Consider the following 23169-nt stretch of genomic DNA (forward strand, 5'->3'; position numbering starts at 1 on the left):
AACACTGAACGCTAGTTTGCAAAGTTCACCCACTGAGGAAGTTTGACGCCCTGGCCGAGGGTTTTTCTTCAATAAGCTGTTCCGGTTAGGAGGGTTTCAACGGCTGTGACAGTCCGACGGGATGGCGCGGTCCTGTTGAGTCGAATCGAAGGGGCAGGCCGGTCGCTGTCGACCGTTGCCGTTCGGTTTCATTTGTGTCACGGACAGATAGGGCGATGCTGGCCAAATCCATCTTTCAGGCGCCATCCATCGTGCAGGCGCGGTCACTCTGCTGGCTGCTGATCCTGTCGCTCTCTCCCGCGGTCGCCCAGCAGCCGCACCCCCACCCCTGGTCGACACCGACCGATCGTGCGTCGTGGGAAATCTCCGCGGGGCCGTCTGCCGCCCACCCTTGGAATCCGGACGCTTTCTACCAGTTGCAGCGGATTGCAGCCGCCCCCAAGGACGCGAATCCCCAACGCCATGCCCAGGCTCCGCGGTCGGTCGCCCAGCTGCGGCGATCGTTGCACGACGCCGTTCGCAACGCCAGCACCTCGCTCGGGGAAAGCGACGATGACCTGCTCGGTGGAGATGACCTGCTCGGTGGAGATTTGGTTCCTGGTTCTCAAGGGCATGCATCCGCTGATGATCCGTTGGCCGGATTGGGGCCGGTCCAGCCCGGCGACGCCGCGCCGCAACGCGATCCCCATGCCGACCTGTGGACCGAAGACTGTTATCCCTCGGCGGAATCGTGCCGCGCCTGTCATCCGACCCAATACGAACAGTGGCGGGCCAGCGGGCATGCCTACGCCAGCGTCTCGCCGATGTTCAATCGATTCGAACAAGCGATGACCGAGCTGACCGAAGGCACGGTGGGCAGCTTTTGCAATCGCTGTCACTCCCCGGTTCAAACCCAGCTCAAGATTCCTCGTTCGGTCAGCGTGCTTGACGCACCGCCGGTGGTCCGCGAAGGCGTCACCTGTATCGCATGCCACCGTATCAACGAACATTACTGGCGCAGCAACGGAGACCGGCGAATCGTCCCCGGCAACATTCACGCGCCGGTCTATGGCGGCCGCGGCGGAGCGGGGCTGCGAGAGGCAGTGGCCAATGCGGAATCGCTGAAATTAAAACTGTCCCCCGACGACAAAGGTCCCGGACAAGCAATCCACCTGCAGGGGCGGTTCTTCAAACCGCTGACCAATAGCGACGTCTGTGTCTCCTGTCACCAGGTCGCTGTGCATCCGGGGATTTGGTTGGAAGTCGTCCACGCCCAATATCGAAGCGGGCCGGCCGCCAAACGTGGCGTGTCTTGCCAAGACTGTCACATGGGCGCCGTACCGGGCAAACCGAATGGCTACCAAACCGACTTTGTCGCGCACATCGGTGACAAACCCTTCGGTGAAAAACGCAAACAGTCCAACCACATGTTCTGGGGACCGGGTTACTCGATCGCCCATCCCGGGATCTTTCCACACCACCCCAAGGCGAAACAATACACGCCGCGCGAGTGGTTGGCGTTTGATTATCGAGCCGGTTGGGGGACCGATGCGTTTGAAAACAACGTGACCGATGCGATGACGTTCCCCGCACCCTGGGACACCAGCGATGATCGCCGCGACGGCCGCAAGATCATCGACGACAACCTTGCCAGGCTGGCCGAGAAGCGCGCCGGTTCGATCGCGACCATGGAAGGCGGACTGAAGGTCGAAGGCCCCCACTTCCATCACGAACCGACCGCCGGGCGACGCCTGAAATTCAGTTACACCGTTCGCAATGTCAGCGAGGGCCACAACCTGCCGACCGGATCACTGGGCGCCCAACCGCAATTGTGGTTGAACGTCGCGTTGATCGATCCCGACGGTTGCCGAGTCTGGGAGAGCGGCTACCTGGATCGTCACGGCGATCTGGCCGACATGCATTCGGTCGATGTCGCGACGCACCAAGTGGCACGCGACAAAGACCTGTTCAATCTGCAAACCAAGTTCTTGATCAACAACGTGCGTGGGACGGATCGCGAGGCGGCGCTTCCGTTGAACTTTTCGCTCGATCAACTCGTGTTCTTGCGCCCCGGTGCCGTACCCGTGTCGGTGCTCAATCACCCACCGCTGATCCGTATGGAAGCCCATTCGATCCCGCCACTCGATTCGCGCACGGCACATTATTCGATTCCCGCCGGCGTGATGACCAAAAAAGGGGCGTATCGATTGAGCGTGCGGATGCGGAACCGGACCGAACCGATCTATTTCATGCGTCAGATCAACAGCACTCCGGACATGATTCAGCGAATGCTGGAAAACACGCTGGACCTGCATCCATCCAGTCATACGTTTTGGGTGCGCTGATGACGATGAATCGAACCTGTTTGATCGGATTGGCATTGCTGTCGTTGGCGACGCTCGGTGCCGATCGTCCGCGCCGTTTGCCGGCGGTTGACAAAACGTCCGGGACCGAAGCGTCGACGGAAACCACCGCGATGGTGACGCAGGACTTTGATCGCGCACTGCAGCGTTCCCTTGCCCAGCTGCAACACGCCTCGGTCGCTGATCCACCGGCACCGCCGTCGATGGTGTCCCATGGTTTCGAAAGCATCGGATCGATATCGCCGATGCGAAACGAATCGCGGCCCGTCACGTCACATCGATTGGACGATTTCACGCTCGCACTGGAACACTACCTCCAACCGCAAGCCGAGCGTTCACTTGCGGGGCTGCCGACAACCGAGGCCGTGCTTCCGGAGTTTCCGCTCGAGTTGTTCGACCACGAGTTGGTGCCGGCAGACCCGGTCGCAGAGCACAAGACAGTCGCCGAACACAAGACGTTCGCCGAACGACTGGGGGGACCGCCGCAGATGACCCCCGCTCCGATCGTCCTGCACGACCACCGCATGGATTTTTCACCGATGCCGGTCGATCCCGCCGCCTGTTACCACGACGGCGGCCGCGAGGCCTGGGTCTACGATGCCAAACAAGACGTGCCGACCCAACATCCGTGGGTCGAATGGGGGCGCGTTTGGTACGGCGACGGCATCACGCCGCGAGGACGGGATCTGTTCGGGCCGATGAATCTGGTCCGGCCAAAGTTCTACGTCTACGGTGACTTTCGCACGGGCATCCAGTCCGGGCGCAACGCCGGTGGGCGGGCCGACAACTGGGCCAACCGGCTGAACCTGGACATGGATCTTCAGATCACCGACACCGAACGCTTTCACGCTTTCGTCGGTCCGCTGGATAAACAAAATCGGTTCACGCGTTGGGAATTGGTCGACGGCGAATTGCAGTATCGCAATGAAATGAACCTGACCCCGGCGACCGCGTTCTTCGAAGGCGACCTCGGCGTCATGTTTGGGGCATTGGGCAATCAGTCCTCGCCATTCGAGTTGCCGGTGTCGGCAGGGCTGATGCCGCTGCTGTTTCAAAACGGCATCTGGATGGAAGACGCCGTCAGTGGGGTCGCGTTTGCCATCCCCGCCAAACACAGTCGCTTGCTCAATTGGGCCAACTTTGACGTCAGCTTCTTCGCCGTCTTTGACCAGCTCAACAGCCCGGCGTTTGCCGATGCCAGCGACGCGCAGGCGTTTGGGACGGCATGGTTTATCGAAGCCTATGGCGGATACATCGAAACCGGCTACGCGTATTTGAATCACCGCAACGACGATACACTGAGCTACCACAACGCGACCGTCAGTTTTACGCGGCGGTATTTCGATCGGATTAGCAACAGCGTGCGAGTGATCATCAATGCGGGACAGGATCGCGCCGCGGCGGACCGGACCGCCGACGGCGGATTGCTGTTGGTCGAAAACAGTTGGATCACGGCTGCGCCGTTGACCGTGGTGCCCTACGCCAACTTTTTCTACGGCTGGGACCGGCCGCAATCGGTCGCCCGCGCCGGAATCTCTGGCGGGATTCTGCGTAATACCGGGATCAATTTCGACACCGACGGGCTAAACGGTTTTGCAACCCTGGACACCTCCGCGGCCGACACCGCCGGGGGCTCGGTCGGCGTCGATTTGATCGGCGACGATCTGGACCGGCAGTTGTTATTGGAGTTGACTTACCTGACCACCCACGGCGATCGGGCGATCGCCCGCGGAGACCAGTACGCGATCGGGGCCCGTTATCAATTTCCGATCTCCAACGCCACACTGCTGCGGTTTGACGTCATGCACGGTTGGCGCGACGGCGAAGACGACGTGTACGGCACACGGATGGAGTACCGCTGGAAGTTTTAGTGCTTCGTTCCAATTGGATTTTAGGATTGCCGAGCGAAAAGAGGTCAGGTACGAAAACCCCGATGGCCCGAACCGTGCTTCGCATTGTCGGCACCTGACTAGTTGCGGGCTACGCTACCGGTCGTCGTGGCGATTCCCATGCTGCCGGTGAACGTCTGGGTGAATCGAATACCCGATCATCTTGACTGACCCATCGCAGAAAAGCATATTGCAACCGGATGAATGCACGCTTCCAAACCGCCTCTCAAGGGGTTCTAAAGTCTTTGAATCAGGACTTGGAGGTTCAGTCACCCATCTCGTTGTGTCGAGGTCGGCACCGGTGTAGGGCGCCTGGTCGTGCCCTCTGTCTTGTCCCGAATCATATCCCAGGTGTGATACTCGTTTCTCTCCAACCAAATATGTAGCCGTCAGACCGTCAATCACGCCGCGAAATGCTGTGCTTCCCCTCTGCCAACTTACTCCCGTAACTCGTAGTGGATCGATCCACGCGTAGGAAGTGACGGCCGATAGTGACGGCGGACCGCTTCCAGAGTCGCTGATCCAGTCTCCTTCATTAATTGCATAATCGGTGCGCGCGACCGTTTGTGGTTGTTGCGCCACCATTCGGTAGCGAACTTCGGAGGTCTGGGGCTGAAGAGCTGATCCGGGGCGAGAAGGGCAACGGATGCTCGAAGTTAAAGTCTGGGCGAGCTGCAACAAGCTCTTTCCGCTCGTTGTGATGCCTTCTGCGCCCCTCGTGATTTCGAACACCGAAGACTCTCCTAGTTGGGGGAGGAGCTGTTAGATCCAGCCACCCGGTTGGGGCTTTCCTACTCCTCGGTCGGCTGGCTGTAGAGGAAGCCGTCGTCTTGGACGGTCAGTCGACGTCGCCATGCATACAACGACGCGGTGGAGATTTCGTGGAAATCACAGAAATCCGGGATCGAGCACTCGGCATCGTCGTACATCCGGATCAGTCATTGCCACCACCGATCAACGCGACGTCCGCACGATCCTCCGCAAGCACGAGTGGCATTTTACCGGAACAATTTCAACTTGATCGGTGCACCGGCGTCGGCGGCAGCATCGGCTTCGGTTGCGGGTTCGTCTTCGGCGTCTTTCCTGGCACGCGCCGCGGCGACCAGTTGTTCCAGGGCGGCCATTTCGGTGCGGGACTGGTGAGCCGATTGGGCGCGATCGTTAGTGATCACGACGACCGTGTCGCGTGCTCGCGAGGACTCGATCGCCCACTCGATCGCCTTTTGCTGATCGGCAACCAAGCGAACCGCAGCGCACTTTTTCACACCATCGAGCAGTTGGTGCGAACGCTGCAAGAACGATCCGCTTTGCTCCGGGCGACTGGTGACGACGCAATGGTGTGCAAAGCGTTCGATGCAATGTCCAGAGCTGGCCAGCATTTCGGCATCGTCTCCTTCACCGATCGCCAACACGCACCAGACGCGTCCGCCAGCCCCGACCGCTTTGGCCGTCCGCAACGCCGCCTTGACACGGTCGACCGTGCCGCCGGTTTCCAGGACCACCGTTGCGTGTCCGAAATCGACCAGTCGCTGGCCACGCCCCGGAATCGATCGAAGCGTCGACAAGTGTTTGGCGATCTCATGGGGCGAATGCCCGAGCAATGATCCGAGTGCGGATGCGGCGGCGATGTTGGACGCCATCGATATTCCGCACAGCGGGGTTTCCATCATCGCACTGGTGTCGCCGGCGGTCAGCATCAGCGTCGCCATGCCGCCGGATTGGTCGATCATGATCGCGCCAAATTCGCTCTCGGCCGTCGTGCCGTAAAAGATCGCTTGGCAACGGGCTTGTTCCAGCACGCGAACCGTTTTGGCGTCTTCACTCGGTGCGATCACGATCCCACTGGGCGTCAATTGTTCCAGCAAGCACTGCAAGCCACACGGTCCGAAGTCGTCCGACAACTCTCGCTTGCCGGTCACCATCAACACGTCAAACTGCATCGCGTCGTAATGTCCGTCGCGGGCCGCCGTTTCATCGATCTCGATGATGGCGATTCGGCTTAGACAGTCGCCTGACTCGGCAATCCAATCGATCAACGGAGCCCCATGCAGAACTGCTTGCGCGGGCGTCTCGTTGACCACGCCATCGCTGGATCCGAGGTCGCACTGGTATGCGGTTCGAATTCCCAACGCCTTGGTCAGCGTTGCGGCCAACAAACACGTGGATGTCTTGCCGCTGTTGCCCAATACGCCGACGGTCAGCAACTGGCGATCGGGATGGCGGTGTCGGGCTGATGCAATTCGCGCGAGCGCATGATCCACGCTGCCGACGATGCATTGGGGAATCGGGCACGGCAACAATTGTTCGGTCAGGATTCCGCCGGCACCCCGTGCCAGTGCGTCCGAAATCAATTCATTCGGATCGCCCTCGCCGACGCGATAGATCACCACGTCGCCCGGTGAACACTCGCGGACGTCTTCGGCGAGCGACGAAAGACTCACATCTTTGCATCCAAAGAATCTGGCTTCGGGGAACAACTCGGCCAGCGAGATCGAAACCGGCTGGTCAACTTCGTCCGCAAAGGTATCGATGGAGACCGAGGTCATCGGCGGCACATCGGCGGTCGACAACTTCGGCAACGACGCCAGTTCTTTGTTGACCGAATCTTCGCCAAGAAGGGTGCGAAAAGAAACGCTTTGTCGAACGTCAAATGCGTGTCGCATCAGATGGCCTCCATGCACATCGTGGGTTTCAGCTCTCGCGGACTCTCAAGCGATCCTTTCGCTCGGCAGTGACATCCGCGATGCACACAGATTGTTCTGGTATTCCAAAACCGGTCAATACGAGTTTTTGACGCGGCTACATCAAACCCGCATCACGCAGCATCAGTTGCAAATCTTCCCAGGCCGCTTTTTTCGCGGCCGGATTGCGCAGCAAGTACGACGGGTGATAAGTCACTAACACTTTGCTATCAAAGTAAGAATGGAATTTTCCTCGCAACCGTCCGACGGACAGTTTGGTTTGCAGCAGCGCTTGAGCACTGACCAGGCCTAAGCAAACGATGTATTCAGGCCTCAGGATTTGGAACTGGGCTTGGAAGTATTCGCGACAGTTCTCGATCTCGGTGGGCTCGGGGTTGCGATTGTTCGGTGGGCGACACTTGACGGTGTTCATGATGTAGACGTCTTCGCGCGCGAACTTGCAGGCCTGGATCATCTTGGTCAGCAGCTGGCCGGCTTTGCCGACGAAGGGCCGGCCCGACAGGTCTTCCTCGCGACCGGGGCCTTCGCCGAAGAAGACGATCCGGGGCGTCACGTTGCCTTCGCCGAAGACCGTTTTGGTGCGGCACTTGGAAAGGATTTCGCAGCGTGTGCAGGCGGCGACGGTTTCGGCAAACGCGGCCAGCTGGACGGCGCGGGCGTCGGCGGCCAGCGGCGGTCCGGCGTAGGGTTCGCTTGCTGCGGCCGTATCGCTTTGCAAGGCGAAGGCGAAGGCGGGGGCGGCGGTCGGTGGACTGGGGGCTGCCGCCGGTGGAGTTGCAATAGCGGGTGTTGCGGTCGGTGAGGCTACGTCAGCCGGGGCAGACGCAGGCGGGGAGGCTTGCGACGGGGCAGTGTTTTCGACCTGCGGTGGGGGCGCGACTTCATCGGCGACGTGGAATTGGGTCGCCAGGGCCTGTGCGGACTGGGCATCGGCCGTCGGCAGCCACTGGACGCCGATCCGCTGGAGATGTTCGGCCAGTCCGGCGGCTTGGGCGAGCGTTGTGGCGGGGTCGGGCCCTTCGATCGTTGGTTTTTCTTGCTCCATGGCACCATAGATAACACACGGCCTACTTGTTTTGCACCACGGCGTTTAACATACCACGCCGGTTTCCCCTTCCGTTGACGCTTTCTTTTGTCCCTCAGACTGTTCCATGCCCGTCCCCCAAGTTGCGATTGTTGGCCGCCCGAATGTCGGCAAAAGCAGTCTTTTTAATTGGCTTGCCCGCCGCCGTTTAGCGATCGTCGACGATTATGAAGGCGTCACCCGCGACCGGATGACGACCTTGATCGAGTCGGAGGGGCAATTTTTTGAGCTGACCGACACCGGGGGGTTGGGCATCGAAGACCCCGATGATTTGACGGCGGACGTACGTCGTCAGATCGAATTGGCGATCAATTCGGCCGACGTGATTTTGTTGGTCGTCGACGTCCAGACCGGTTTGATGCCGCTGGACGAATTGGTCGTCGAGCGGTTGCGTGGGGTGGAACGCCCGGTGATTTTGGTCGCCAACAAATCCGACCAGCGGCACCACGACGTGCACGCCGAGGAATTCCACCGTCTGGGACGCGGCCATTTGGTCACCGTCAGCACCACCCAGAATCGCAACCGCGAAGAGCTGCTGGAATTGATCCGCGATCGGTTGCCGCCGTCGGACGAATCGATCAATGTGCCGACGATGAAATTGACGATCGTCGGGCGCCGCAACGTCGGCAAGAGCACGTTCGTCAACACGTTGGCCGAAACCGATCGCATGATCGTCAGCGAAGTTGCCGGAACGACGCGCGACAGCGTGGACGTCCACTTTGAAGTCGACGGCCAGACCTTTATCGCCATCGATACGCCGGGGTTGAGAAAACGCAAGAGCCAACGCACGGATTTGGAATTCTACGGAATGCACCGCGCCCAGCGGAGCATCCGTCGCGCCGACGTCGTGCTGATGTTTTTTGACGCGGCCGAAACGGTCAGCAAGGTCGACAAGCAATTGATCGGCTACGTGATCGACAACTACAAACCGTGCATCTTTGTGATCAACAAGTGGGATCTGTTGCACGACACGATGCCGACCGAACGTTGGGTCAGGTACCTGCGCCGCCAGTTCCCCACGCTTTCGTATGCGCCGATCGCATTCATCACCGGACAGACCGGCAAGAACGTCAAAGCGCTGCTGAACCACTCCAGCATGTTGTACAAACAAGCCCGCGAGCGCGTCTCGACCGGACAACTGAACCGCTTGCTGCGGAGTGCGATTGAAGCCCACCAGCCGCCGCTGTATCAGAACCGTCGGCCCAAGATCTATTACGCCACGCAGGTTGCCACCGAACCGCCGACGATCGTGGTGATGTGCAACGAACCGAAGGCGTTTTCCAACGACTACAAACGCTACTTGATGAATGTGATGCGCGATCACCTGAAGTTCGGCGAAGTCCCGATCAAGATGTACCTGCAGAAGCGCGCACGCAACGACGAAGAAGACGCGATCAATCGCTAGGAAGTGGGATCGGTTTCCAGCCTGTCCATCCATCCCGGAAACGTCGCGCACACGATGAAACTGAACGCCGCACCGATTCGATGGATCCTGTTCGCCGTGACAGGCAGCGTCTTGGCCGCCCTCTCGGGGCGACTGTCCATGCACACGGTTAACGACACGCCCAGCTATGTGGATTATCCGCTGGGCTCGCTGACCGATGCATTGCTTTCGATTCGCACGCCCGGCTATCCGATCTTTTTGGCGATTGTCTCTGCCACGGTCGGCCTGGCTTGGGTGCCGCTGCTGCAGGTGCTTTTGCACGCCACCGCGTCATGGTCTTTTGCCGAAGCCCTGCGTCGCCGCGGCATGCCCTTGCGACCCGCGATCGCCGCGGGCGGTTGCATCCTGATCGGATGCACGGCGGCCGACCACATCAGCACGATCAGCACCGACGCGCCGGCGGCGTCGCTGGGGGTGATCACGGCGGCGCTGTTGATCAGCGCGTGTCGGACCCGATCCGCGATTCAGGCGATTGCCTGCGCGGTGGTCGCGATCCTCGCCATCTTCGTGCGACCGGCCTATCTGTTTCTGATTCCCTGGATCGCGGTGGCCGGATGGTTGTTGGCCGGTCGTGGTGCGGCGATCGCGACTGCCCCCGATGCAAACGACGCGTCGGAATCGACCGTCGCTCCGTCGCGTTTACTCGGGGTGAAGATCGCCTGCGCGGTCGCGATCGTCGTCGTGGGCTGGATGTTCGTTCGCAAATTGGTGGTGTCGGATTTCGCCATCGCCCCGTTCGGACATCAAAACCTTTCTGCCGTCCTGGTCCAAACGGTTCCGGCGGAGACGTTGCAGGATCTGCCGGGCGAGTCCGCGGAACTGGGGCGACGCGTGGCCGAGGAACTGGACCGCCAGGGATTTCAAATGCCGAGTCAGTCTGGCGGATCGTTACCCACGCTGACGATCGAACAGCAGTGGGGGCAGGTCAACTACGGAGTCGTTTGGCCGCTGGCGCGTCAAATCGATTCCGAGCAAAATGCGTCGGATCCACTTGCAGCGGAGATTCGAATCCATCGGCAAATCGGCGCGCTCAATCGAGCGATCCTGTCGCAGTCGCCGGCCGGCTACGTGCGTTGGTTGTTGTTGGCGGTGCGTCGGAGTGTTTGGGGCACAGCGGCGAACCTCGCGATGCATCCGGTTTTTTTGCCGATGATCTTGCTGGGATTGTTTTGGCTGCTGATCAAAGTCGTCCGGCAACCGGCGATCGGGCCGATCGAGTTCCCAGCAGGCTGGAATGCGTTTGCCATCGTCGCGATCACCTATGCGGTCTTCAACATCGGGTTTGTGATATTGACCAGCCCTCCGCTGGGACGATTCGCCGACGCCGGTGCGATCCTGTTGCCGGGGCTGATCGCCAGCGTGTTGGCTCGTGATTCCTAACTGGACCGTCAGTCGGCGTCCGCGATTGGCGGAGGCCAGTCGCGCGGTCGATTGTGGGCCGCTCGCTCACGCTTCCCGCTGGCATGGAATGCGATGATGTCACAGACCCGCGTTGACGCGGCAGAATTCCATGCACAGGGTTGCCGCGTTGAGCAGCATGTGGACCACGATGGCGGGGACGAGTCGGCCGGTGCGTTGGTACAGGAAACCCAGGCCGACCGACAGAAAGAACAGCGGGACGGGCGCGGCGCCTTGGCCCAGGTGCATCGCGGCGAACAACACGCTGGTGGCATAGACCGGCCAGGCCGAGGTCGGGTGCCAGGCCGTTGGAGGAGGCGAATTCGGCGAAAGCGCGGATACCGGCAGGTCGGCGATCCGCTGCAGTCCACCTTGCAGCAGCAAACGAAACTGAACCTCTTCGACGATCGGCGTCACCACCGCAGCCGACAACAGCAGCGCCAGGAACGTCTGCAACCCCGTCTGTTCGGCCATCAAATCTGTCACCGTGTGTTCATACGGCACCAGATTGGAGACCACGAAGTTGATCAGCAGAACCGGAGTCAGGATCCAAACGGTCGCGAAAAGCCCTCGTCGAACGTCGTTCCAGTTGGGGATCAGGCTCAATTCCGCGAGGGTCAGACTTTGAGTCAGCCGCAGGAAGATCAACGTCAGCCCCAGCGCGGCGAGGTTGGCGGTGAAGTGGACTTGAACTTGGGTCACCAATTTTTCGGCAGTAACCGGTTTTTCCTCGGCAGCGGTTTGCTCCTCGGCAGCGGGTTTCTCCTCGATCACCGGGGCTTCGTCTTGCGGTGGAGCTTGATCGACGACCGCCGCGTTACCGACCGCGTCGTCAACCGGCACGTCGGTCGCCAGCGTTTGATGCAATAGCGACCCGACCAAGATCATCGTGCCGAACATCAGTAGAAAATCGAACACGCTCCAGCGGGGGAAGTGTTGCGGCAGCGGCGTGATCAGATGTTCGGACGCGTCGCCGCACAGGTTCCGTTTCCGCCACCCGGCAAACCAGCCGATCCACAGCAGGCTGCCGGCCGCGACGACGGCCAGCACGGTCAGCGAGATGGCGAAGAAGCCGGCTTGGAAAAGGGTTTCACGCTGCATCAGGCGTTCATTCCGGATCGTCGGGTTCGTCCTGCATCAGCCGGGCGGCGGCCACGGTGTAGTCGTATCCCGAATACACCGTCAACAGAATGGACGACCAAACCAGCCCCAGGGTCGTGAAGGTCAACCAAGCAGGCGACGTTTCGTATTGCAGGTAGATCAGCGAGGAGACGACGGCGGCACACTGCAGGACCATCTTCCATTTTCCCAACCAACTGGCCGAGAAATCTTTGCCGCTGCCCTCGACCATCCCCCGCAAGCTGGTCACCAACAGCTCGCGTCCGACGACCAGCGTCGCCATCCACGAGGCGATGGGTGATCTGGCAACCCCGACCAAGGCGATGAACGAGCCACAGATGATGATCTTGTCCACGAACGGGTCAAAAATCCGGCCGAATTTTGTGACCTGACCGTATTTGCGGGCCCAGTAACCGTCCATCCAATCGGTCGAGGCGGCGACCAGAAACACAATGGTTGCGGCCAGGAAATAGTTCAACGGAATCAGCGCCATCACGGCGATCGCCATCGCAAACCGAATGCTCGTCAACGCATTGGGGACGTTGTAGATCGACCGTTTCCCGGTGGTGCGGACCGATTCGGAAGCCGAATCAGGAGCGGGGGTTTGCGGTGTCGACGGCAAGGGCACTTTCTGGGGCGTTTGGTTCGGGATCGTCGGAGCTGCACGACGTCGTTCGTCACAGGGGATCTCTGACATGATGATCGTCTGCGGCCGGTGAGGAAAGGGGCACGGCGGGTTTTGGGGCGATGACGATCCAGAGCCCCCGCCGCCGGCAATGCTTCGCAGGTGTTTCCCCCCCCTTACCCTCCCTGCCGAGGTCGTGCGGTTCTTGGAAAATACGCTCCTGGCAGGAGAGTCGAGCGCAGCGCGGGGAGGTCGAACGGTGAATCGCCGGACAAGCTTTCGTTCGCCGGTTGCGTCGATTCTTGGGGGAACCCTCCCCGCTCCGAGCGTAAACTCCTCCGCGACCCTCCCAGCGGGAGGGTGAAGTCGTAAACTCCTGTTGTTTCAGAGGTTAAAAACCACACGAACTCTGCTGTGCACCAGCCGTCTTGGCGCTGCGGCCATCAACACTTCAATTACGCCCATGAGTACCCGAGAAATAGAGCAAGCGATTCCCCACCGCCCGCCGATGCGGTTGATTGACGAAATCTGCGAGCGGGACGAGACCTCGATCGTTTGCCAAAAAACGTTTTCGCAGGACGAATTCTTCGTCCAAGGCCACTTTCCCGACCAGCCGATCGTCCCGGGAGTGATCCAGTGCGAATGTTGTCTGCAGGCCGGCGCGGTGTTGCTGCATCAGCGGATGGAACAAACCCCGGGCAGCGTTCCCGTCGCGACCCGCATGGACAACGTGAAATTCAAACGCATGGTCCGCCCGGGTGACACCGTCCAGATTCACGTCACGTTGAACGATCAGCTCAGCAATGCGTTCTACCTGACCGGCAAAATGATGCTCCGCGGAAAACTCGCGATGCGGCTGGATTTCGCGGTCAGTATCACCCAAACCGATCCGTCGGCAGGGAGCACAGAGTCGGCAGGGAGCACAGAGTCGGCAGGGAGCACAGAGTCGGCAGGGAGCACAGAGCAGAAACAATGAGTGAAAGCGAGACGCCGCCGGCGGTGATGGATTTCTTGCAGATGTCCGGAAAGACCTACTTGGTCCTGGGCGTGGCGAACAAGAAAAGCGTGGCCTATGCGATCGCCCGCATCATCGAGCAGTCCGGCGGAAAGGTGATCTATGCCGTCCGCAGCCAGGCTCGGCGGGAAAGCACGGCCAAATTGTTGCGGGACCGGGACGTGCGGGTTTGCGACGTCGAGCATCAAGACCAGATCGACGCCTTGGCGAACCAGTTGGCCGAGGACGGTGTCGAGTTGGCGGGAATGGTGCATTCGATCGCGTTTGCCGATTACCCCGATGGCATTCGGCCGTTTCACGAAACGACGCGTCAACAATTCCTGCAGTCCGTGGACATCTCCGCCTACTCGCTGATCAACCTGTCCAACGCGCTCAAGGACCGGTTCAGTGCCGACGCGTCGGTGGTCACGATCGGCATCAGCACCACACGGATGGCCAGCGAAAGCTATGGGTTCATGGCCCCGATCAAGGCGGCGTTGGAATCCTCGCTCGCCTTTCTGACCAAGTCGTTCAGCCGGTTCAGTCGCGTTCGCTTCAACGCCGTGGCCGCCGGGTTGCTGAAAACGAGCGCCTCGGCGGGCATCCCCGGCTATGTCGATTCGTACCTGTACGCCGAACAAGTCATCCCTCGCAAACAGGCGGTCAAGACGGAAGAGGTTGCCCAGACGGCCGCCTTCCTGCTGTCGCCACGCAGCAGCGGGATCACGGCCCAATCGGTGGTTGTCGACGCTGGAATGTCGATCAACTATTTTGACGCCTCCGTCGTCGCTGCCGTGACCGATTCCCAACTCGGCTGATTCTCTCCCCGTTCCCTCTACCGCACCCTGTGCCTTCCATCGACATGTCCCGACAGATCTATATCAACGGTCAGTTCCATGCCCCCGAAGACGCCAAAATCAGCGTCTACGATCACGGTCTGCTCTACGGCGATGGCGTCTTCGAAGGCATGCGCAGCTACGGCGGAAAAGTGTTTCGCCTGAAGGAGCACCTGGATCGGCTGGACGAATCGGCCCGTGCGATCAATCTACAGCTGCCGGTCTCGCTGGAGCAACTCGCCGCCGACACCAACGAAACCGTCTCCCGCAACGGAATCGTGGACGGCTACATCCGCTTGTTGGTCACCCGTGGCGCCGGCCCGTTGGGCTTGGACCCCTTCAAGTGTTCCGACCCACAAGTCATCATCATCGCCGACAGCATCACCTTGTATCCTGAATCGTTTTACGAAAACGGGCTGGACTTGGTCACCGCGTCGACCATTCGCAACCACCCGGCGGCGCTCAGCCCGCGGATCAAGTCGCTGAACTATCTGAACAACATCCTGGCCAAGATGGAGGGGCTGAAAGCCGGCTGCATCGAAGCACTGATGCTGAATCACAAGGGCGAAGTGGCCGAGTGCACGGGCGACAATCTGTTCGTGATTAAAAACGGGCGGCTGAACACCCCTCCGATCGAAGCGGGGATTTTGGAAGGCGTCACCCGCAACGCCGTCTTGGAACTGGCCCGCGAAGCAGGGATCGAAACGACCGAACTGGCGATGACCCGTCACGACATCTACGTCGCCGACGAGTGCTTCCTGACCGGCAGTGCCGCCGAAGTCATTCCCGCGGTGACCTTGGACGGGCGAAAAATCGGCGACGGCAAGGTCGGCCCGATCACCCAGCAGCTGAACAAGGCGTTCCGCGAACTGGTGCGAAAATAGACGCGTTCTGCCCGTTCCCCCTCATTCGTCCGGCTGTAATCAATTCGAACACGTCAGCGGCCGATGACTATTTGTGCAGCAGCAGATGACTCGGAGTGCGTGGGGCAGGCCGGGTCGGAACACTGCCAGCAAAAAGTCGAGCGACCTGGGTTTTCTCGAAGTACCGGCCGGAAACGGCAGGTGCGTTGGGGCAGAAAACCTGGGTCGTCTCGCATGCGCCGAGTGTGCCGAAACGGCGATTCCGCTCGAAACCCCACCAAAAAACGCCTCCCCGATTTGACTTTTCGGTCGATTTGAGCGTTAATTAGGGCAATCAGTTGAACAACACTGATGCCCCACCCACCTTTGCCCCTATCTTGGGCATGCCTCCATCGTCGAGGCATCGAATTTTCCCCGGAGACACTGCATGAAACGGTTCGCGATCCTATTTGGTTGTCTCGCTCTTTTGGCCAGCCCGGCGTTGGCGACGAGCGAATTCAGCAAACAATGGAAGAATAAATACCTCAGTGGCGATGACGTCGACGCGGATTTCGTCAAGAAAGCGCGCAAGCAAGGTTGCTACATTTGCCACGTCAACAAAGAAGACAAGAAAAAGGTTCGCAACGAGTACGGCAAGGCGATCCACGAATTCCTGAAGGCGGAAGATTTCCCCAAGGACTGGGTCAAAGAGAATCCGGAAGAAGCTCAAAAGTTGATCTATGCCGGGTTTGAAAAAGCCGGTGAAAAGAAGAGCAAAGACGGAAAGACCTTCGCCGCCAAAATCAAGAATGGCGAAATCCCCGCGACCGACTCCGGCAAAGAGTAGTCGTCGATTCGGACGATCGCTGGAAAAACACACGAACGCTTGCAGCACCCGCGGTGCCGCAGGCGTTTTTTTTGCCCCCGTTGAACGTAGCTACCTTCGCCAGAAGGTGGATCCCCGGCGTCTTCTGCGCTCACACCGAGCGTCGCTACGTCAGGGTGACGCCCCAAAACGAAACACCTCCTTGGGCCTCTCCCGGCCTTCTTTCCCCACAAAATCGAGTCTCTGAAAATGCGCGTTTTCGTCTGTTCAATTGCCGTTGCCTTGGGATGCATCCTCGGTTCCCCCCTCGCCACCGCCGACTCCCCCAAATCGGAAGACGGGTTCATCAAAATCTTTGACGGCAAGACGATGGAAGGTTGGAAGCTGGCCCAGGAAAACACCGACGCCTGGCACGTCGAGGACGGAAAGCTGGTCTGCGATGGGGAGCGTTGCCATGCGTTTTACGTCGGGCCGCTGGCGCCGATGAAAGACTTTCACTTCAAAGCCGAAGTGATGACGACGCCCGGCAGCAACGCCGGGATCTACTTTCACACCAAGTACCAACCGACCGGCTGGCCCAAGTATGGCTATGAATGCCAGGTCAACGTGTCACACAAAGACCCCAAGAAGACCAGCAGCTTGTACGCCGTCGAAAACGTCTCGGCCGACGACCTGGCGGCCGCCGGTATCAAGGACAACCAATGGTACACCCAAGAGATCATCGTCACCGGTCGCCGGATTCAATTGATCGTCAACGGCAAGACGATGGTCGATTACACCGAACCGGAAAACAAACCGGCGTTCGACAAGAACTTTGAACGACGATTGGACGAAGGCACGATCGCGCTGCAAGCCCACGATCCCAAAAGCGTGTGCTACTTCCGCAACCTCCGCGTCAAACCGCTGTAGCGAAAGTCGCCAAGACTTTCGTTTACGGGGGCGGAAACGAATTTTCGAGGACGCGGCCCCTCTCTGGCGTTTGCTTGCTGCGCAAACGCCGTCTCTCCCAGAGAGAGAGAATCTAGTCGGGCGCCCAGAGAAGCAGTCATCCAATCGACCTCCCTGGGGTGCCACGCGTCACATCCGCAAGCCACAGATCATCGGTGGCTCGATCAGGGAAAGGCGCGTGCCGCCGTACAGGCGATGGTCCCATTGGCCGGGCGGCAGTTTGGACTCGTCGTAGTGCTTGTCCGTTTCAGCGATGATCAGACTGCCCGGCGGGCAGTGGTCCAGCGCCGACCGGATCAGCCCGTGCAGCGGTTCGGCGGCGCTGTCCCACATCGCGTACGGGGGGCACAGGAAAACGATTCGCGGCGTGTCCTCCGGCGCCGCGTCCGCAGCGGCCGGTCCCAACAAGCTGCTGCCCAGCCGGAACGCGTCACCGTACAGCAGCTTGATTTTCGAGGTCACGCCCAGCGTTTCGGCGGTCGATTCTAAAAACGCGTGTGCCCGTCGATTCTTTTCGATCGCGATCGCCGACGACGCGCCCCGGCTGAGCGCTTCAAACGCAACCGCGCCGGTCCCAGCGAACAAATCGACCACGTTTGTCCCTTTGATCCGCGGCCCGATGATATTGAACAAGCTTTCTCGCACGCTGTCCTTCATCGGCCGTGTGAATTCGGCACCGTGGTAAACCACCGTCCGGCCGCGCATCGATCCGCCGATGATCCGCAGCTTTTGCGGACGCCGTTTTTGCGTTTTTTTGGGAGCGGCGGGGGGATCGTTCGATTCGATCGATCCGGATCGCGGTCGACGCGGCTTGCGGGAGCGGTTCATATCGGAAAGTATACGCGGGCAGCGGTTTTTCGCGATCCCCGACCGGACATGCGATCCGAGGGGCGTCGATTCTCTCCCTTTGAGAGAGACGGCGTTTGCGCAGCAAGCAAACGCCAGAGAGGGCCCGCTTCATCGAAAACCGAAACGGCGGTCGATGCGTAGTGCTGCTGAACCTGGCTCTCCAGCCGCCGGATCCCCCACCCGCAGACACTGACAGACGCAATGATCGCCCGCAGTCCATTCAAAGCCCGTTTTCTCGTCTGCCTTGTCGCGGCATTGTCATGCGGCCCGGCCCGGGGAGTATTCAGCCAGGAAGCTACCGGCCAAACGTCAGCCGCGGGCCAAACGTCAGCCGCGGGGCAAACGGACGCCTCCGAGGACCACCAGGGGCACAACCACGGCGCTGCGGGCGGCGCTGCTGCGGCCGAATCGGCGACGGCCCCGATCGATTCGGCGGCCGAGACCGCGGCGATGATCAAGGAGTTCAAGGAGAAGGCGCCCCCGGAGTTGATCGAAGAGGGCTTAGCCGCGGCGGAGGAATTCGACGCCGCTGCGGATGAATTCAAAGCCAAGGTGTTGCAGATGCGGCAGCACTACATCTTGTTTGTCAACGGTTTCAACGAGGATCGCCAGCGGTATCGGACGCTGCGAAATGAAAGCCGCGAACAGATGAACCAGTTGTATCGAAAGGCGCTTGATGTGATCGAGTTCTTTCCGCATCCGGTGGCGATGCGATACGTCGTGACGATTTTGGAGCAGCGTTTCAAGCACGACGTGTACAACGCCGAAACGCTGGAAGGTGCGGCAAAGCTGCTCGATTACGGGGTTCGTCTGCGGTACGTCGCATTGGCCGCCGCCCGCGCCGGGATGTGCGCCGGTGACTTCCCGCTAGCAGAAAGCCTCTATCAGAACCTTCAGGAGGACGAGATCGAAGACCAGGACAAGGCGATGATGATTCAATTCGACGCCATCCAAAAGCAATTCGAAACCGAACAGGAACTGTTGCGGAACGACCCCGAGAAACTTCCGCAGGTGCGTTTGAAAACCACGCGCGGTGAAATCATCGCCGACCTGTACATTGACCAAGCTCCGTCCACGGTCGCGCACTTCATCGAGTTGGTCGAAAGCGGTTTTTATGACGGATTGGATTTCTTTCAGGTCGTCGAGGGACTGTTGGCGTTGACCGGCGACCCGCTCGGCGATGGCAGTTCGCGGCCGGACCGTTATCTGGCCGATGAACACGGTCGCGACGTCGTGCGAATGCCCTTGGCCGGGTCCCTGGTGATGGCAAAGTTGCCCGGCGCCGACAAAGATTTTATTCCCAACACCGCCGGCACCCAGTTTGCCATCTTGTTCATGCCGCTGCCATCGATCAGCGAGCAACAGACCGTGTTCGGCCGCATCGTCAAGGGGCTGGATGTCCTGGGGGCGTTGCGGCGGGTGGACCCGCACAAGGAAAAGAAGAAGGGCGAGGTCGTGCTGCCGCCGGACCGAATCCTGGAGGCGGAAATCCTCAACCGCCCCGAAACGCTGCCCGAAGTGATCTACGCCGACCCCGCGGTGGCGCTGCCGTAAGTCCCAAACGCACCCCACATGCCAGCGGGAAGCGTCAGCGAGCGGCCGACGCTATCGCTAAACTACCCTCTTCAGGTTTGCTCCCAACTCCCAACTCCTAACTCCCCACGCCGATGTCTCAACCGCTCGAACCAACGTCGCGCACCACCACCTACGACGGACAAGCTCCGGCGCTGATCGACCGCGTCGTCAACTTGATGGACCCCGACGGCGACGTCCTTTTGAACGTGACGCGCGATCAGGCTTGTGAGGCCGTGCGCAGCGGTGACGCCGAAGCCGTCCGGCGGATCCGCGGGCAGTTCGCGATTTGCCAACAACAGGGCAAGACGATCCGCATGGCGCGGTCGATCGGCCGACCGATGCGTTACTTCTTGGCCAAACGCGCCGAAGGACCGGCGCTGATCATCGCCGAACGGATGAGTCAGATCATCGAGCAATTGAAGATCGAAGGGTTGGCCGATCAGTTCCATCCCTCCTACACCCGCATGGTGCCGGCCCACTACCTGCTGGAACTCCAATTGGTCGGTTGCCCCGATCCGAACCCCGAACTGACACGCTACTTCGCCCCCGAACGCAATCGGTTGCCGGCCGATGTCGACGCCATCGGCGCAACCTACATCGAACGCTTGGCCGAAGTGATCGACCAGTACCTGATCACGATTCCCGACGACCAGCCGATCGGGGTGATGTTCAGCGGCGGAATCGACAGCGGTTCGATTCTGGTGCTGGTCGATTATTTGCTCCGCCGACGTGGCCATTCATCGTCCCGGATCAAAGCGTTCGCGCTCTCCTTGGAAGGTCGCAGCGAAGATGTCGATCAAGCACGGCAGTTTCTCAAAACGATCAACCTGGAGATGTTGCTCGAACCGATCGACGTGGCCCTGGCCGACGTGCGTTGGCAGGACGCCGTCGCATCGATCGAAGATTACAAACCGCTGGATGTTCAATCGGCGACGATGGGGTACGCGTTGCTTCGCGAGATCCGCCGACGCTATCCCGATTGGAAGTACTTGATCGACGGTGACGGCGGAGACGAAAACCTGAAAGATTACCCGATCGAAGACAACCCGGAACTGACCATCCGCAGCGTGCTGGGCAACCGCATGCTGTATCAAGAAGGCTGGGGCGTCGACGCGGTCAAACACTCGCTCGTTTACAGCGGCGGGCAGAGTCGCGGGCACAGTCGCACCAGTGCACCGGCGGCCGAATTCGGTTTCAAAGGCTTCAGCCCCTATGCCGTGCCGGACGTGATCGAAATCGCCGAAGCGGTGCCGTTTGTCGCGCTGACGGATTGGGATCACGAAAAACTGTACGCACTCAAAGGAGACATCGTCGCCGCGGGCATTCGCCAGGTGACCGGTGTCGAGATGCCGGTCTACAAAAAGCGACGCTTTCAGCACGGCGCCGCCGACCCGAAAACGTTCGAGCGGCTGTTCCCCAAGAACGAACATACCTACCGCGACGAATTCGCCCGCATGATCCGGTCGAAGACGCCCGAAGCGTTGCGGTAGATTGGTCATGTGCTACTGAACAGCATGCTGGAACAATCAGCGTGCAATAGGACCTACAGGACAGAGATGACCTATGCGTCCTATCTGTCCTATAGGTCCTATCACGCACACGACCGCCCGCACAGCAATTCAGCTGGATGGGGCCACTCTGCTCAAGAAATACCGTGATTCGTCGGTCGAACGTCGCTACCTTCGCCAGAACGTGGATCCCCGGGGTTTTCCACGCTCTGGCGAGCGTAGCTACGCCAAAGTAGCGCTGTCCAGCTAGCTACATCAGTCGCTCGACCAACGCCAGCGCTTCTTCGGTCGTCGTGATCTGACCGTCCAGCTGGGCGTCGCGAGCCGCTTGCAACCAGGATCGAAATTGGGGGCCGGGTTGATAGCCGGCCGCCCGCAACGCATCGCCGGTGAGCAGCGGTTCGGGATCGAGCTGTTCCCGCGGCCAGGACCGCGCCTTGCGGGCCAGGTCGACGCCGGCTTGGGGCAATTGTTCGGCGCAGGTGATCGCCGCAGCGACTTGCAGCACACAATCGGCGTCGCGATCGACCAGCGTCGGCTGGACTTGCGACCACGTTCGCTGGTGGGCGTCGGCGATGATCGGCCAGCGCCGCGTTGCCGCGGTGATGCGACGCGTTTCCTCGCCAGAAAGCCGCCATCGTTGCGTGATCTGGCCGATCAGCGAGTCCAGCGGCGGAGCGGCGGGGCTTTCGCTGATCAGGTACAGAATCAACGCCATCGAGGAGTCGAATGCCAGCGCGTCGCGATGCCCCAGATGGTTCACCAGTGAAGCCGGATCGACGAAGCGGATTTCCGGCAGAATCAATCGGTCCAGTCCCGATTCGATCAACAGTTCCAGACCGCGCGGCGCGTGCATCGAAACCACAATGCGTCGCATCTCCGCACCGATCCGTTCGGCACTGACGACGGCGATCTCCGGCGCCCGCGCGACGATTTCTGTTTTGGTGGCCGGGTCCAGTTCAAACCCCAGGGTGGTCGCGAATCGGACCGCCCGCAGCATCCTCAGTTTGTCCTCTTCGAAACGTTGGTCGGCGGCGCCGATGGTCTGCAACCGTCGCGCGGCCAGATCGACTTGTCCGCCGACGTAATCGATCACCTTTTCTTCGGCGGGATCGAAGAACAATCCGTTGATCGTAAAATCGCGGCGCAAGGCGTCGTGTTTGGCATCGCCGTAATGGACCTTGTCCGGGCGGCGACCGTCACTGTACTCGCCGTCGCTGCGAAACGTCGCGACCTCGGTCGGGTGGACGTGATCGTGGATTTTCGTCGACGCTTTGCGGCGTTTTTCCGGCAACACGCCGATCACTCCGAACGACGCACCGAAGGCCAGCGTGTTGCGCCGGCCAAAGATCTCGCGGACCCGGTCGGGGGTGGCATCGGTCGCCACGTCAAAGTCCTTGGGCTCGCGACCGAGCAGCGCATCGCGGACGCATCCGCCGGCAAAATACGCGACATGGCCCCGCTCGCGCAATCGCCCACAAATCCGGATCGCCTCGGCAAACGACGCACGTGTTTCGCGCGAGTGGTCGCTGGAAGAATCAAAAAGGGGGCCGATTTTCGTCAAGGTTTCTTGTTGGATCGAGTGATGTTTGGGGCAGCGGGGCGGATCACGATTGTCGATCCGCCCGCATTCGGTTACAAGCTGGGCTATGAATTCTCCCCCGATCAAGCCGAGAACACGCCGCAAACGAGGCGTCGTCGCCGTCGTCTTCCGCGATGCAAAACTGCTGATCATCCGTCGCTCATTGACGGTGACCGCACCGGGAAAGCTCTGTCTGCCAGGGGGAGCGATCGAAAAAGGAGAAACCGAGCAGCAAGCCCTGGTTCGCGAAATGCAGGAAGAGCTTTCCATCGACGTGACTCCGGCCGCCCTCTGCTACCGCAGCGTGACGGCCTGGGGCACCAATCTGGCCTGGTGGCACGCCCATTTGGAGTATGCCCATCACCCGGTCGCCAACCCCGACGAAGTCGCCGAGGTGTTCTGGATGAGCCGCGAGGAGGTTCGCAACGCACCCGACGTGCTCCCCAGCCTGCCGCCGTTTCTGGTCGCGTGGGAACGGGGCGAAATCGAGCTGGATTGCGAGTGGGGCTGAGGGGGATTCAGGGTGTCACGCTCGGTTTTTGGGGGACGATGGCCCCTTCCGGGCCGTCGTTCGCTGGGCTCTCTGCACGACGACCTGGAAAGGAC

The 23169-nt window shown here is 60.3% G+C and carries 19 protein-coding genes and 1 pseudogene; 12 read left to right on the forward strand and 8 right to left on the reverse strand.

Features of this window, described 5'->3' with window-relative positions:
- Nucleotides 1–215: 215 nt before the first annotated feature.
- Both H1B37_RS16675 and H1B37_RS16680 read left to right on the forward strand, forming a co-directional pair.
- Nucleotides 216–2324, forward strand: coding sequence for a multiheme c-type cytochrome (locus tag H1B37_RS16675; RefSeq protein ID WP_182867787.1), 2109 nt, complete (start codon nt 216–218; stop codon nt 2322–2324).
- The gene (locus H1B37_RS16680; protein ID WP_286177832.1) at nt 2324–4213 is read left to right on the forward strand and encodes a hypothetical protein; all 1890 of its coding nucleotides are present in this window, start codon (nt 2324–2326) and stop codon (nt 4211–4213) included. Before H1B37_RS16675 ends, H1B37_RS16680 begins: the two co-directional genes overlap by 1 nt.
- A 114-nt stretch (nt 4214–4327) precedes the next feature.
- Here H1B37_RS16680 and H1B37_RS34440 read toward each other — a convergent pair.
- The 4 genes and pseudogenes from H1B37_RS34440 to H1B37_RS16700 form a co-directional block, all read right to left on the reverse strand.
- Nucleotides 4328–4981, reverse strand: a pseudogene (locus H1B37_RS34440) (DUF1559 family PulG-like putative transporter); the annotation flags it as partial.
- Between the two features lie 41 nt (nt 4982–5022).
- The gene (locus tag H1B37_RS16690; protein WP_182867789.1) at nt 5023–5160 is read right to left on the reverse strand and encodes a hypothetical protein; all 138 of its coding nucleotides are present in this window, start codon (nt 5158–5160) and stop codon (nt 5023–5025) included.
- Between the two features lie 69 nt (nt 5161–5229).
- On the reverse strand, nt 5230–6894 hold the full coding sequence (locus H1B37_RS16695; protein WP_182867790.1) for a glutamate ligase domain-containing protein: 1665 nt from the start codon (nt 6892–6894) through the stop codon (nt 5230–5232).
- Nucleotides 6895–7030: 136 nt separating this feature from the next.
- Nucleotides 7031–7978 carry a uracil-DNA glycosylase gene (locus H1B37_RS16700; protein ID WP_182867791.1) on the reverse strand — a complete coding sequence of 316 codons (948 nt, stop codon included), beginning with the start codon at nt 7976–7978 and terminating at the stop codon, nt 7031–7033.
- A gap of 106 nt (nt 7979–8084) precedes the next feature.
- On the opposite strand from H1B37_RS16700, the gene der reads away from it, so the two are divergent.
- The gene (der, locus tag H1B37_RS16705) at nt 8085–9422 is read left to right on the forward strand and encodes a ribosome biogenesis GTPase Der (RefSeq protein WP_182867792.1); all 1338 of its coding nucleotides are present in this window, start codon (nt 8085–8087) and stop codon (nt 9420–9422) included.
- Nucleotides 9423–9425: 3 nt separating this feature from the next.
- Complete coding sequence (locus H1B37_RS16710) at nt 9426–10841, forward strand: hypothetical protein (RefSeq protein WP_182867793.1); 1416 nt, start codon at nt 9426–9428, stop codon at nt 10839–10841.
- 99 nt (nt 10842–10940) lie between these two features.
- Here the strand turns inward: H1B37_RS16710 and H1B37_RS16715 are convergent, their stop codons facing one another.
- Together H1B37_RS16715 and pgsA are read right to left on the reverse strand one after the other, a co-directional pair.
- Nucleotides 10941–11960, reverse strand: coding sequence for a CPBP family intramembrane glutamic endopeptidase (locus H1B37_RS16715; RefSeq protein ID WP_182867794.1), 1020 nt, complete (start codon nt 11958–11960; stop codon nt 10941–10943).
- Nucleotides 11961–11967: 7 nt separating this feature from the next.
- Entirely contained in the window at nt 11968–12675 is a 708-nt protein-coding gene (pgsA, locus tag H1B37_RS16720; RefSeq protein WP_182867795.1) for a CDP-diacylglycerol--glycerol-3-phosphate 3-phosphatidyltransferase, read from the reverse strand.
- A 391-nt stretch (nt 12676–13066) separates the two neighbouring features.
- Here pgsA and H1B37_RS16725 point away from each other — a divergent pair, with 391 nt between their 5' ends.
- The 5 genes from H1B37_RS16725 to H1B37_RS16745 all read left to right on the forward strand — a co-directional run bounded on the left by H1B37_RS16725 (nt 13067) and on the right by H1B37_RS16745 (nt 17010).
- Complete coding sequence (locus tag H1B37_RS16725; RefSeq protein ID WP_182867796.1) at nt 13067–13579, forward strand: 3-hydroxyacyl-ACP dehydratase FabZ family protein; 513 nt, start codon at nt 13067–13069, stop codon at nt 13577–13579.
- Nucleotides 13576–14415, forward strand: coding sequence for an enoyl-ACP reductase FabI (locus tag H1B37_RS16730; RefSeq protein ID WP_220498236.1), 840 nt, complete (start codon nt 13576–13578; stop codon nt 14413–14415). The genes H1B37_RS16725 and H1B37_RS16730 overlap by 4 nt, the downstream gene beginning before the upstream one ends.
- 44 nt (nt 14416–14459) lie before the next feature.
- Entirely contained in the window at nt 14460–15317 is an 858-nt protein-coding gene (gene ilvE / locus H1B37_RS16735) for a branched-chain-amino-acid transaminase (protein WP_182867797.1), read from the forward strand.
- A gap of 406 nt (nt 15318–15723) precedes the next feature.
- Nucleotides 15724–16122 carry a hypothetical protein gene (locus tag H1B37_RS16740; RefSeq protein ID WP_182867798.1) on the forward strand — a complete coding sequence of 133 codons (399 nt, stop codon included), beginning with the start codon at nt 15724–15726 and terminating at the stop codon, nt 16120–16122.
- Nucleotides 16123–16350: 228 nt separating this feature from the next.
- A complete protein-coding gene (locus tag H1B37_RS16745) occupies nt 16351–17010 on the forward strand; it encodes a 3-keto-disaccharide hydrolase (protein ID WP_182867799.1) in 660 nt (219 codons plus the stop codon).
- 168 nt (nt 17011–17178) lie between these two features.
- Here H1B37_RS16745 and H1B37_RS16750 read toward each other — a convergent pair whose 3' ends face one another.
- A complete protein-coding gene (locus H1B37_RS16750) occupies nt 17179–17877 on the reverse strand; it encodes an RsmD family RNA methyltransferase (protein WP_182867800.1) in 699 nt (232 codons plus the stop codon).
- Nucleotides 17878–18099: 222 nt separating this feature from the next.
- Here H1B37_RS16750 and H1B37_RS16755 point away from each other — a divergent pair, with 222 nt between their 5' ends.
- Nucleotides 18100–19452 (forward strand): peptidylprolyl isomerase, encoded by a 1353-nt coding sequence (locus H1B37_RS16755; RefSeq protein WP_182867801.1) that lies wholly within the window; start codon nt 18100–18102, stop codon nt 19450–19452.
- A gap of 113 nt (nt 19453–19565) precedes the next feature.
- On the forward strand, nt 19566–20963 hold the full coding sequence (locus H1B37_RS16760) for an asparagine synthase-related protein (protein ID WP_182867802.1): 1398 nt from the start codon (nt 19566–19568) through the stop codon (nt 20961–20963).
- Between the two features lie 268 nt (nt 20964–21231).
- Here H1B37_RS16760 and H1B37_RS16765 read toward each other — a convergent pair whose 3' ends face one another.
- Entirely contained in the window at nt 21232–22545 is a 1314-nt protein-coding gene (locus H1B37_RS16765) for a CCA tRNA nucleotidyltransferase (RefSeq protein ID WP_286177833.1), read from the reverse strand.
- 85 nt (nt 22546–22630) lie between these two features.
- Between H1B37_RS16765 and H1B37_RS16770 the strand changes: the two genes are divergently transcribed.
- A complete protein-coding gene (locus H1B37_RS16770; protein ID WP_182867804.1) occupies nt 22631–23074 on the forward strand; it encodes an NUDIX hydrolase in 444 nt (147 codons plus the stop codon).
- Nucleotides 23075–23169 lie beyond the last annotated feature (95 nt).

Source organism: Stieleria mannarensis (assembly GCF_014154935.1).
In the GTDB taxonomy this organism is placed as follows: Bacteria; Planctomycetota; Planctomycetia; order Pirellulales; family Pirellulaceae; genus Stieleria; species Stieleria mannarensis.

Excerpts from the sequence above, each read along its gene's own strand:
- ilvE (WP_182867797.1), top strand. The coding sequence starts at position 14,460 with ATGTCCCGACAGATCTATATCAACGGTCAGTTCCATGCCCCCGAAGAC.
- H1B37_RS16770 (WP_182867804.1), top strand. The coding sequence starts at position 22,631 with ATGAATTCTCCCCCGATCAAGCCGAGAACACGCCGCAAACGAGGCGTC.
- H1B37_RS16740 (WP_182867798.1), top strand. The coding sequence starts at position 15,724 with ATGAAACGGTTCGCGATCCTATTTGGTTGTCTCGCTCTTTTGGCCAGC.
- H1B37_RS16725 (WP_182867796.1), top strand. The coding sequence starts at position 13,067 with ATGAGTACCCGAGAAATAGAGCAAGCGATTCCCCACCGCCCGCCGATG.
- H1B37_RS16750 (WP_182867800.1), bottom strand. The coding sequence starts at position 17,877 with ATGAACCGCTCCCGCAAGCCGCGTCGACCGCGATCCGGATCGATCGAA.
- H1B37_RS16700 (WP_182867791.1), bottom strand. The coding sequence starts at position 7,978 with ATGGAGCAAGAAAAACCAACGATCGAAGGGCCCGACCCCGCCACAACG.
- H1B37_RS16690 (WP_182867789.1), bottom strand. The coding sequence starts at position 5,160 with ATGTACGACGATGCCGAGTGCTCGATCCCGGATTTCTGTGATTTCCAC.
- H1B37_RS16695 (WP_182867790.1), bottom strand. The coding sequence starts at position 6,894 with ATGCGACACGCATTTGACGTTCGACAAAGCGTTTCTTTTCGCACCCTT.
- der (WP_182867792.1), top strand. The coding sequence starts at position 8,085 with ATGCCCGTCCCCCAAGTTGCGATTGTTGGCCGCCCGAATGTCGGCAAA.
- pgsA (WP_182867795.1), bottom strand. The coding sequence starts at position 12,675 with ATGTCAGAGATCCCCTGTGACGAACGACGTCGTGCAGCTCCGACGATC.
- H1B37_RS16675 (WP_182867787.1), top strand. The coding sequence starts at position 216 with ATGCTGGCCAAATCCATCTTTCAGGCGCCATCCATCGTGCAGGCGCGG.
- H1B37_RS16760 (WP_182867802.1), top strand. The coding sequence starts at position 19,566 with ATGTCTCAACCGCTCGAACCAACGTCGCGCACCACCACCTACGACGGA.
- H1B37_RS16715 (WP_182867794.1), bottom strand. The coding sequence starts at position 11,960 with ATGCAGCGTGAAACCCTTTTCCAAGCCGGCTTCTTCGCCATCTCGCTG.
- H1B37_RS16745 (WP_182867799.1), top strand. The coding sequence starts at position 16,351 with ATGCGCGTTTTCGTCTGTTCAATTGCCGTTGCCTTGGGATGCATCCTC.
- H1B37_RS16680 (WP_286177832.1), top strand. The coding sequence starts at position 2,324 with ATGACGATGAATCGAACCTGTTTGATCGGATTGGCATTGCTGTCGTTG.
- H1B37_RS16730 (WP_220498236.1), top strand. The coding sequence starts at position 13,576 with ATGAGTGAAAGCGAGACGCCGCCGGCGGTGATGGATTTCTTGCAGATG.
- H1B37_RS16755 (WP_182867801.1), top strand. The coding sequence starts at position 18,100 with ATGATCGCCCGCAGTCCATTCAAAGCCCGTTTTCTCGTCTGCCTTGTC.